This window comes from Streptomyces sp. NPDC058955, assembly GCF_042741435.1.
Classification (GTDB): Bacteria; Actinomycetota; Actinomycetes; order Streptomycetales; family Streptomycetaceae; genus Streptomyces.
In genome coordinates this window covers 19,883-30,802 of the sequence record NZ_JBHYKM010000086.1, presented here as the reverse complement: position 1 = coordinate 30,802, position 10,920 = coordinate 19,883, and the positions used below count along the sequence as shown (strand labels likewise).

At 73.4% G+C, this 10,920-nt stretch carries 9 protein-coding genes; 5 read left to right on the top strand and 4 right to left on the bottom strand.

Translation table 11 applies throughout. The annotated features are described in order from the left end of the window. Positions 1-77: 77 nt before the first annotated feature. Positions 78-515 carry a VOC family protein gene (locus ACFW1I_RS27205; protein WP_384674768.1) on the bottom strand — a complete coding sequence of 146 codons (438 nt, stop codon included), beginning with the start codon at positions 513-515 and terminating at the stop codon, positions 78-80. A 164-nt stretch (positions 516-679) separates the two neighbouring features. Between ACFW1I_RS27205 and ACFW1I_RS27200 the strand changes: the two genes are divergently transcribed. Further along, positions 680-1,486 (top strand): DeoR/GlpR family DNA-binding transcription regulator, encoded by an 807-nt coding sequence (locus ACFW1I_RS27200; RefSeq protein ID WP_384674766.1) that lies wholly within the window; start codon positions 680-682, stop codon positions 1,484-1,486. Between the two features lie 64 nt (positions 1,487-1,550). Here ACFW1I_RS27200 and ACFW1I_RS27195 read toward each other — a convergent pair whose 3' ends face one another. Continuing rightward, positions 1,551-2,594 (bottom strand): NEW3 domain-containing protein, encoded by a 1,044-nt coding sequence (locus tag ACFW1I_RS27195; protein WP_384674764.1) that lies wholly within the window; start codon positions 2,592-2,594, stop codon positions 1,551-1,553. A 34-nt stretch (positions 2,595-2,628) separates the two neighbouring features. Next, positions 2,629-4,062 carry a Gfo/Idh/MocA family protein gene (locus ACFW1I_RS27190; protein ID WP_384674762.1) on the bottom strand — a complete coding sequence of 478 codons (1,434 nt, stop codon included), beginning with the start codon at positions 4,060-4,062 and terminating at the stop codon, positions 2,629-2,631. Positions 4,063-4,356: 294 nt separating this feature from the next. On the opposite strand from ACFW1I_RS27190, the gene ACFW1I_RS27185 reads away from it, so the two are divergent. From ACFW1I_RS27185 to ACFW1I_RS27175, 3 genes are all read left to right on the top strand, one after another. Continuing rightward, complete coding sequence (locus ACFW1I_RS27185; protein WP_384674760.1) at positions 4,357-4,866, top strand: hypothetical protein; 510 nt, start codon at positions 4,357-4,359, stop codon at positions 4,864-4,866. Between the two features lie 87 nt (positions 4,867-4,953). Then, positions 4,954-5,511, top strand: coding sequence for a hypothetical protein (locus ACFW1I_RS27180; protein WP_384674759.1), 558 nt, complete (start codon positions 4,954-4,956; stop codon positions 5,509-5,511). Between the two features lie 195 nt (positions 5,512-5,706). Next, positions 5,707-6,399, top strand: coding sequence for a hypothetical protein (locus ACFW1I_RS27175; protein WP_384674757.1), 693 nt, complete (start codon positions 5,707-5,709; stop codon positions 6,397-6,399). A gap of 59 nt (positions 6,400-6,458) precedes the next feature. Here the strand turns inward: ACFW1I_RS27175 and ACFW1I_RS27170 are convergent, their stop codons facing one another. After that, complete coding sequence (locus ACFW1I_RS27170) at positions 6,459-7,253, bottom strand: DUF4253 domain-containing protein (protein ID WP_384674755.1); 795 nt, start codon at positions 7,251-7,253, stop codon at positions 6,459-6,461. Between the two features lie 366 nt (positions 7,254-7,619). On the opposite strand from ACFW1I_RS27170, the gene ACFW1I_RS27165 reads away from it, so the two are divergent. Beyond that, the coding region (locus tag ACFW1I_RS27165) for a hypothetical protein (RefSeq protein WP_384674753.1) at positions 7,620-10,920 on the top strand (3,301 nt) is incomplete at its 3' end.

The following is a 10,920-nucleotide window of genomic DNA, read 5'->3' as shown; positions in this document are numbered from 1 at the left end:
GACCTCACGCACACCCGCGAGAGGTCCGCCCGGGCGCTCCGGCGTTCGGGCACGCCGCCCGTGGGTGCGCCTGGTCCTCAGCCCCAGGTGCGGGAGCAGAGGACCAGGCGGTAGCCGTCCGGGTCCTCGACCGTCACGCCGTACTCGTCCCAGTACGGGTTGCGCGAGGCGACCCGGGTGCCGCCGGCCGCGACCAGGCGCTCGACCAGGGCCTCGTCGGGCGGCTCGCCCAGGTAGACCACGAACAGGTCCTCGACGGTGGGCGCGGGGTCGAGCGGAGCCGCCGGGTCGCGGGTCAGCTCGAAGTGCCAGCCCCCGCCGAGCGGGCCGACCATCAGCAGATCGTGCTTCCCGGGCTCGCTCGCGGTGGAGCGCCACTGCACCGCGAGCCCCAGCCCGTCGACGTAGAAGCGCTCGGCGGCGGCGAGGTCCCGCGAGGGCCGGGCGACCCGGACGTGGGTGGTGGGCGTGATCACGGGGACGCGTTCGGAGGTGTTCGGACTCGTGTCGGTCATGGCGCGACTTTACGATCTTGAAGTCCAGGCCCGGCGGGAACGGCCGCACACCGATGCGCGGAACCTTCCGGAGAGGGTGCTTTTCCGTCATGTCCGCACAGGGAAGCTGCCCGGGTAGGGTGGGCCGACACGAACGCGGTCAGACGTCTAAGGAGTTCCGGGGCATGTCCAAGCGGGAGAGGTGGAACGCGCTCCTGGAGCTGCTGGCCACCGAGGGCAGACTGGAGGTCGAGGAGACCGCCGCGGCGCTGGACGTCTCGTCCGCCACGATCCGGCGGGACCTCGACGAGCTGGCCGAGCAGCAGATGCTGGTCCGGACGCGCGGCGGCGCCCTGGCGCACGGCGTCTCGTACGAGCTGCCGCTGCGCTACAAGTCCTCCCGCCACGCCTCCGAGAAGCAGCGCATCGCCGCGGCCGCCGTCGAGCTCGTCGGCGAGGGGGACGTCGTGGGGCTCAACGGGGGCACGACCACGACCGAGGTGGCGCGCGCGCTGGCCCTCCGGGCCGGCGGGGGCCGGCGGGAGTCGCCGGAACCCACCGACGTCACGGCCCCCGTCTTCACCGTCGTCACCAACGCCCTCAACATCGCCGGCGAACTCGCCGTGCGGCCCCAGATCAAGCTCGTCGTCACCGGCGGGGTGGCCCGGCCCCAGACGTACGAGCTGGTGGGCCCGCTGACCGCGGGAGTGCTCGACGAGGTCGTCCTTGACGTCGCCGTCCTGGGCGTCGACGGTCTCGACCCCCGGCTCGGCGTGATGACCCGCCAGGAGGACGAGGCGAGCATCAGCAGGCTGTTCGCGGAGCGCGCCCAGCGCGTCGTCGTGGTCGCCGACTCGTCGAAGATGGGCAAGCGGGCCTTCGCCCGGATCTGCGGACTCGACGCCGTCGACGTCGTCGTCACCGACGCGGACGCCCCCGCGGACGCGGTCGCCCGCCTGGAGGACGTCGGCATCAAGGTCATCAAGGTCTGAGGAGGCCCGGCAGCCGGAGCCGCCCCGGGCGCCGTGGGGGGACGTCCGGGGCGGCGGCGGGGGATCAGGGGGCGATCGCCATGTCGAAGACGTGGACGTTGCCGTTGGCCGGCAGCACCACGAACTCCACCCGCTTGGCGGGGTCGAGCGGGGCCGAGTGGGCGAAGACGCGGTACGCGATGCCCGCGTTGCCGTAGCCGCTCGGCCGGTTGCGCCCGTCGCTCGACGCGACGAGGGTCGCGCCGTGCGCGTTCGCGGGGTCGAACGACCAGTTCGGGAAGCCGATCGTGCCCGTGCCGCTCGTCCCGTCCGTGTAGTACACGGTCACGGTGCCGGACGCCCCGCTGGTGACGCCCGAGCCGAGCAGGACGAGCCTGCTGCCCGCACCGCCCAGGGTGACGGCCTGGCCCGCGGCGGAGACGTTGTTCCTGGTGCCGCTCGGGACGTCCGGCCAGCGCAGGGTGGCGCCGAGGGCGGTGACGGGCTCCCCGGGGCGCAGGCCGACGGCGGCGAGCTTCTGCGCGGAGAAGCTGTTGCCCTCGCCGTCGTAGTCGCCGGGCCCGGTGTCGGTCTCGTCGGTCACGCCCACGTTGTTGTACGCGGCGGCCAGCTCCGGCAGGGGAGTACCGCTGCGCTCGGTCCTCGTCGCGGTGGCGGAGCCGGCGCCGTCGCCGCCCTTGTACGTGGCGGTCGCGGTGAAGGTGCGGACGGTGAATCCGGCCCGCCGCTCCGGCACCTGGATCCGGAAGGTGGCCTCGGCGGAGGCGCCGACGGCCAGCGACCCGTCCACCTGGACCGCCGAAGGCTGCACGGCCCAGCCGACGGGCCCGCCGAAGGTCACCCGCAGCGAACGCATGCGCTCCGGCCCGGCGTTCCTGACGGTCACCTTCACCGTCGAGATGGCCGGGCCGTCCAGATCGACGGGGGAGATGGCCACCTCGGTCCCGGCGGCGGCGGCCGGCCGGGTCTCCGCCGTGGCGGCGGTGGCGTTGGCGGTGGCCGTGGTCGTCGGGGCGGCGGTGGCCGTGGCCGTCGAGGCCGGGGCGAGGGTGAGCGCGCCCGCCACGGCCATCGCTCCGAGCGAGCCGATCAGTCCTGCTTGTCTCACGTGCTGCTCCTTCGGGGGAGGGGAGGAGGCCGGGTCAGCCGACGGGAGGCATCTCGGTGGTGCGCGAGTCGAGGCCCGTGCGGAGGTTGACCCAGGCGCCCCGGGTGAAGTCGGGGATCTCCACCGGACGCCCCTTGGCTGCCAGGGACATGACACTCAGGGGGACGGGGGCGCACCAGGCGGCCGAGTCGTAGACGTCGATGTCCGGCACGAGGCCGGCCCGCATGAGCTGGACGGTCCGCCATTGGAGCACGTAGTCCATGCCGCCGTGCCCGCCGTTGTTCGCGGCGTCGTCACCGATCTTCTTCCACAGCCAGTGGTCGAACTCCTTGCGGTACGAACCGAAGTCCCGCCAGGAGTGCCCGCTGTGGTCGGGCTCCACGTAGATCCGGCCGCCGCCGGCCGACACCACGCCCGCGTAGTCCTCGAAGATCCCCCGGCTGCCCGCGAGGGTGTTGATCCGGCTGTACGGGCGCGGCGAGCTCACGTCGTGCTCGGCGCGGATGACCCGGCCCTTCGCGGTCTCGATCAGGCAGGTGACCAGATCGCCGTTGACGTACGTCTCCTGCCACGACGGGTGGTTCGCGGGGACGAACCGGGCCCGGTAGTCGGCCAGGCCCTTCGGCTCCGTCGCCGTGGCCACCAGTGTGGTCATCCGGTCGCCCCGGTTGATGTCCATGGCCGCCGCGATCGGCGCGAGGCCGTGCATGGCGTAGAAGGAGGCGGTGCTGCGTGTGTGCCACAGCCGGCGCCACGCGTCGGTGTAGTACGTGTCGGAGAACAGCAGCGCCCGCAGGTCGTGCTGGTAGCCGCCGTGGCCGTTGGTGATGTCGCCGAACAGGCCCTCGTGCGCCATCCTGAGCATGGCCAGCTCGTTCCGGCCGTAGCTGCAGTTCTCCGAGAGCATCAGGTGTCTGCGGGTGCGCTCGGAGGTGTCGACGAGGTCCCACAGCTCGTCGAGTTCGGTGGCGATGGGCAGCTCGACGATCACGTGCTTGCCGGCCAGCAGCGCGGCCTTGCCCTGCTCGTAGTGGAACTCCCAGGGCGTGGCGATGTAGACGAGGTCGATGTCGTCGCGGTCCAGCATCCGCGCGTAGGAGTCGGCGGAGCCGCCGTACTCGGCGGGGCGGGGCTTGCCGGCGGCGGCGAGCCCGTCGGCGGTGCGCCTGGCCCGGTCGGCCCGGATGTCGCAGACGGCGGTGACGACGCAGCCGGGGACGACGGACCACCCCGTGGTCATGCCGGAACCGCGGTTGCCCAGCCCGATCACGCCGACCCGCACCGTCCGGTGCGCGGCGTACGGCACGTCGATCATGGACGTCTGCCCCGGCCGCCGGGGCGGAGCGGGCGCCGCCGAAGGCGCCGCGGCGGCGACGGACGAGGCCCCCGCCCCGGCGGCGAGCGCCCCGGTCGTCGCCAGAGCACCCCCCAGGAGCAAGCGGCGTGAGACGGCGCGGATTTCTGGCATGTTCGTCATCGCTCCTCGATACGTACGGGCAGCGGGTGCGGCAACGACTCTGACGGGGCGGTCGCAGGCATGTCAATAGATGCTCATTACCCTCCCCTTCGAAGCATTCTCGCGCAACAATGGCCCGGATTCACGCATGAACGCACGCAACCGGGGGAGGAGGTGAGGGGACGTCACGTCGCGGACCGCAGCGCCCCTCCCAGGCGGAGGGGCAGCCGGACGCGGCGCCCTCCACGGCTGAGGAGCACCCGAACTCGGATGCGCCGACGCACGGGGGACCCGCATACTCGCCGCATGGCCGCAGCCCCCGTCCGGTTCCGGGATCCCCGCAGGAACACCACCGACTTCCTCCACTCGATCATGGTGCGATGCCCCGCCTGCACCCGGTCCGCCCGCGTCGTCCCCGCGCCCGACGCCGACACCGGCCCCGGAGGCGGCAGGACGCTGTTCGCGCCACGACGTCTGGTGTGCCGGCACTGCGGGCTGTCCCGGAGCTGGAGCGACCGTGTCGTCGCGTTCTCCCGCGGCCGCGACGAGCCCGCGACGGATCCGTACTTCGGTGCGCCGCTGGCCCTCCAGACGGAGACCCGGCACGGCCGGCTGTGGGCCTACGACCTCGAACACCTCGACCTGATCCGCCGGTTCGTCCGGGCCTCGCTGCGGGAACGGGCGCCCTGGTACGACACCGGCCAGAAGATGACGCTGGTGGCACGCCTCCCGGCATGGATCACGCGCGCGAGGAACCGCGAGGAGGTCCTGCGCGCCATCGCCCGGATCCACCGCTCGTCGGCGGGCACCGGCTGAAACCGCCCCCGATGGGCCGCCGGAAGGCGCTCCCACAACCGGATCCAGGGAGCTCGTGGTGAGGCCGGGCGCAGCGCGCGCCGTCTCATGGAGTTCGGCCGCTGCGAGCACTCCGAGGTCTCCGCGTACGCGGAGCTTTCCTCCGTCGCCGAGGTGCGGCGGATGGCGAAGGCCATGTCCCAGGGACGGTACTGCGGGGCATCTGAACTGGACGAATTCGATGGAGTGCCGTTCGAGGACCAGCCTGCTCTCGTCGTCGGTGTCGGGGCGAGCGGCTTGCCGGCCGAGGAAGCCGCGTTCGAGGGACGGCTGCCGGTGGAGTGGGAGGTGTGGAACGTGCCGATCGGCAGTATCGAGGCGGATCTCACCGCGGCGATCGGTCCGAATGTGGGCTTGATCAATTGGGATGCGCTGCAATGGCCGGCCGCTCCCGAGGCGGGATTCCACGGCGAGTCCAAGCACGCCGAAGTGACACTCCTCTTCAACACCTGCACCCGCGAGCTCGATGAGCCCACCGATGACCACACCGTCCTCGTCCATGTCCGCAGTGCCGTCTTCGACGGCCGCCAGACAAACGAGCCGTATGCCCACTGGCTCGCCGCGCAGGTGGGCCTCACGGTCATCGGGCCCGCGCAACGGTGCTGAAGGGAGCCCGCCGACCCTCGGAAACAGCTCCCCCGACCCGTCCGGTACCAGCCGCTCGACGATCCCCGGCACGGCCTGCCGGCCACTCAGCCGCCGACGGCCCAAATGGGCCAGTCCGATCAACAGATCATCGCTATCGTCTGCGGACAAGAGCCTTACGCCCGGGGGGGAAGTGCCTTGAGACAACGGATTCTCATGAGCGCCGCAGTCGCGCTACTGGTGACTTCGGCCGGTTGTACGTCGGGGACGGAACAATCGCGGGACTCCTCGAAGCCCGCAGCGGTGAAGTCCTCGACCACGACACCCTCGGCGGTCACCCAGCGGCCGTACGACAAGATGCCGGCGCGGCCGCTGGGCCAGGCGGCGGTCAGCGGCCGTGACCACGCTTTCCTGCAGGAGGCGTTCGCGATCCGGATACCGGCAGGACACAAGGTTCCACCGGCCGACGAGGTGGCCGTGATCCGTCGCCTGGACGCCAGGAACGGGGAGCTGGCCTGGATGTCCGACGGGCGCACCTTCTGCTACGGCAAGATCCGGGAAGGCTACAGCTCGTACACATGCGGCCGGCTCCCTGAGGAGACGCCGGCGCCCGGACTGCTTCTCACGGTCCCGGGCGAGCATGACCGGGTGACGAGTGAGGAGAACCTCGACGAGGTCCGTAACGTGAGCTTCGTGATCGTCGAGGGCGGCCCGGAGCGTTTCGACCACGTGAGGCGTAGTAAGGGGATGGGGCCGGTGCATCAGGCGGTTGCGCGGTTCCCTTCGGGGCGGATGGTCACCTTCCTGACGTTCGACCATCCCGGGCACGGATGGGAGCTCGACCCGGAGGCGGAGATCTGCAGGAGCGACCGGAAGATCTGCTTCCCGTCCGAGCCCGTACCGAACTGACCCGACGGCGGTGCACGGCCGTCAGCCGCGCACCGCCCCGCGAGGGCCTGCGGTCTGGTTCAGTCCCACCAGAGCGACCACACCGTCGAGCGGGCCATCGTGTCACCGGTCTTCACCGCATCGTCCACCGTGTCGTGGCAGTAGGCGCGCAGCTCCGCGGCGGCCTGTGCGGCGCCCCGCGGGTCCAGGGGCGGCCGGTCGACGGCCAGCTCCAGGTAGGAGCGCTCGGCGAAGAAGAGCTCGGCGCCCCACCGCTCGTGCCAGCGGCGCAGGAGCGCGGAGGTGTCGAGGGGGGTCAGGCCGCGGTCGCCGTACCCGGCCCAGCCCCACGTCGTGTAGACGCGCGGCAGAAGCACCGGAACCTCGTAGCCACCGCGCGCGGCCACGAAATTCACCCACCGCCAGTCCTTCTCGAAGAAGTCCCGGGTGCCGGTCGCCCACTGAGACACCCCCTGCAGCGGCCGTTCCACAGCCGGTGCGAGCAGGGGTGCCAGCCGGTCGGGGTCGTAGTCGGACCGCCAGAGGTCGACATCGTCGTCCACGCCTGCGACCTCCTCCACTGCCCACCGGCAGGCCGACACCACTATGGACGCCGCCCTCGCGTCGTGGTCCTGAGACGCGGCTTCGCCGACCTGCTGTTCCAGCACGTCGGCATCCCACGCCTCATGGTCGTGCCACTCCGTCGCATCACTCGGCGGGCTCAACGTGACGTACGGCCACCAACCGGTCCGGTCATGCCTGCCGCGCCACTCCTCCCACACCGTACGAGCCTGCTCGCGCGGCACGCGGACGCCCAGGACCTCGACACCCGCCGCGGTCACCGACCGCTCGGTCTCGGCAGCGGGAAAGGACATCCGCAAGCGGTGAAGGAGGCCATCGGAGGAAACAAGCGGCGCGCGGAGGAGCGATGTCATGGGATCAGGACCCTAGACGATCCCGGCATGGCGAGCCCCTCCTTTGTCTCCGCCTCGTCGAAGCAGCAGCGATTCCGGCCGCACCGAGCCCCTCCGGGCCGGTGGCCCCCTGACGAAGGCAGCCATCGTCACCGCTGACGCATTCCACCTCCCCCTGAACCCGCCACCTTCCAACACTGCCAGCACGAGTCCAGGACACGTGTGCTCGCCCCCCCCTTCGCACGAGGCACAGGTTCGGGCCTCACGTTCCGTATCGCCAGGCTTCGTGCTCATCACCCAATGAGATGACGTCTTAGCATGGCGACCATGACGAGGACGCAGGTGGGGGCGGCGGAGCGGCTGCTGCGCACGATGGAGACGGCCGGTCAGGACACGGAGGACGCGGACCCGTCGGGAGGTGGCCCCCTGTGGGCCGTGGAGCGGACACGGCCCGCGCGCTCGGTGGCGGCCAAGGTCGCCGCTGCGGGCGGGACGGACGACGAAACGTCCGTACTGCTCCGGGAGTTGACGGATCGCCATCTCGCCGGGGACGTGGCCCGCTGGCGCGCGCTGCACGACGCCCTGGTCGATCACCGGGGCACACTGCCCGAGTTGTTGGCCGCGCTCGTGTCCCCACCTCCGGCCGGGCACCCGGATGCCGACGCCGACGCCGACGCCGATGCCACGCTGCGTCCGCCCGCGCCCCGCAGCGTCCACCTCACCCTCGGCCTGCTCCTGGCGCACGCGGAGCCACGGCACGCCGCCGCCGCTTTCGCGGCCCTGCCCGAGCGGGTCACGACGGAACTCCTGGCCGGCGGGACCCTGCCGCCGCCCGCCCTCGTCGACGCCGTCGCCGACCACGGCGACACCCGCACCCGGGCCGCCCTGGCCCGCCACCCCCGGCTCGACACCCGCGTCCTGGCCCGGCTCGCCGAGGCCGGCGACCCCCACGTCACCGCGGCCGTCTACCGCAACCCGCGCACCACCCAGTCCCTGCGCCGTACCATCGCGGACCGCCTCGACACCGACCCGCTCGACGACACGCTCCGGGCCGAACTCACGGCGCCGCACGGCGACGTCCCGCGCACCTGGCTCACCCCGCTGCTCGGCTCCGGCGACCCGCGGCTCGTGGTGCCGGCCCTGCGCTGGGGCGTCCGCCAGGTCGCCCAGGAGTACGCCCTGCTGAGGATCTGGGAGCGGACCGGCCCGGAGGCCGTACGCGCCCTGCTCGCCGCCCCCACCGCCACCACCGGGCTGAGCCCCGCCGCCGTGGACACCGTCACCGAGGCCCTGGCCGCCCCGGACGGCGACGGCCCGCGCCGCCTGCGCGAGCGGGCGGAGCCGTACGAGGACCCCGCCCGGCTGCCCGCGCTGCTCGCCACCGCCCGGGGCACCAGCACCCTGCGCGACCTGCTGTCCGAGCCGTACGCCCATGACCTCGACGCCCTCGCCGCCGCCCACGCCGAAACCCCGTTCATGCCCAAGGCGTGCGAGGAACTGGCCCGCCACGAGGCGGCGACCGATGCGCAGCGCCTGGCGTTCCGCCTCAGCGTCCTCAACGAGCCCTGGCGCGCAGGCGGTCGCCGCGCGGGAAACTCCACCCCGCCCGCCCGGCGCCTCGCGGAGGAGGAACTCGACGACAGCGCCGCCGACTGGGCGGAGGGCATGGCGGCGGCCGGGCTCCTCGACCCCGTCGACCTCATCGCCACGGCCCGCCCCGCCGCCCACGCCCTGAGCGCACTCGCCCGCCTCGCCGACCGCGACCTCGTCGGCACGGCGGCGCTCGCCGAGCTGTGCGAGCGGACGGCGACGCACCTGGGAGAGCGGGACGAGGCGTGGACGGCACTCGACGCCCTGCTGCCCGAACACACGGCCACACTCGCGGACTTGATCGCCGAGGCCGGCAAGGCCGCAACCGAACCGACGGCACCTCCGCCACCGGACCGGGACGCCGCCGACCCCGTACCACCGGCCGACGCGCACCCGCCCCGGCGCACCCTCCACCGCCGCGACCACGAGCAGGCCGTGGCCGCGCTCGACCTGCTCCACTCGCTCGCCCCGGCAGGCGCCCCCGGACCGGACGACCCGGACGTCCTGCTCGCCCTGAGCACGTACGAGCCCGCCGACACCCCCACCCTCGCCGAGGTGCGCGCCCAGCCTCCCGAGACGTACGGATCCGGCGCACAGCGCACCGAACGCGCCTATGTCCAAGGTGTGTTGCCCGCCGAGGAACTCCTCGCCCTGCTCCCCGCCCGGCGCCTGCTCCTGCTGCCGCACGACTGGCGGCGGCTCGCGTTCGCCACCGCGTGGCGGAACGCCCTCGCCCGCACCCTGCGCGTCGAACTCGGCACCGACCCCGACGCCTGGCTCCGCCTCGCCGCGACCGTGACGGCGTCCGAAGCCGCCTCGGAAGGGCTGACCTGGGCGGAACTGCTGGAACGCAACCGGTCCGGCACGGACCCCGCGCATCCCCGGACAGCGGTCATCGGCCGGGCCAGGCCGACCACCCCCGACGAGGCCATCGGGCTGCTGGAACGCGGCGACCACCTGTGGGGCTGGCCGGAAGGCACCCTGCTGTGCCTCGCCGACCCCGCGGTGGTCGACGCCGTCCTGCCCCGTCTCGGCCCCGACGGCCCGTGGCTGCTCGCCGCGTACCTCCTGCGCCACGACCGCACCCCGCGTACCGTCCTCGACCGGCTGCTCGCGGACCGCGACCGCGCGGCGCTGCGGGTGCTCGCCGCCCAGTCCCGCTGGATGGAGCAGAGCGGCGCGGTCGAGCGCCTGGTCGCCCTCGACGACCCCGAGGTCGACCTCGCCCTGCTGCGGCACTGGACGCCCCGCACCCTCGTCCACCGGATCGTGTCCCGCTCGCGGCCCGGCGCAGGGACACCGTCCCTCGGCGCCCGGGTGCTGGCCGACTGGCGCGCCGAGGGCTCCGGCCGTCCGGCAGGCGGCCTGGCGTGGCTGTGCTCCGCCGAACCCGACCTCGTCGAGGAACTGCTCGCGAGAGAAGGGACGAAGCTCGGCCTCGGGCATCAACTCCTCGGCTGCCTGCGGCTGTACGAGCACGGCGGCGCCGACCGGCTGGCGCGGCTCGCGGGCCGGGACGCGCTGGGCCGCTCCGCCACCACCGTCTGCGCGAAGGCGCTGGCGTCCGCCGACCCCGGAGCCGTCCTCCGCACCCGCCTCGACCGCGAACTGGCACCGGAGAAACTCGTCAAGAAGCTGCGGCGCGCCCGCCACGCGCCCCACGCACGCGACCTCGTCGCGTCCCTCCCGCCGGGCGAACCCGTGGACTGGCCGGCCCTCGAAGCCGCCCACGCCGAGGAACCGCTCCCGTTCTGGCAGGACCTCGTCCGCCTGGACGGCACCCCCGAGGACGTACGCCTGCGGCACGCGGCACTCCTGCCCGAGCCGGGCCCCGACGGCCTGCCCGGCAGCGCGCGCGTCACCCGGGAGCGGGCCCGGCACGGACTCGGCGACCACGTCCGGTACGCGCCGACCACCCAGCTGGACGGTCTGCTCACGGCGGGACTCCTCGACGCCACCGACCTCCTCCGCCGCGCGGCCCCCGCGGCGCGGGCGGGGGGGGGGCTCGGGGGGGCGCGCGGGCGGCCGGGGGGGGCGC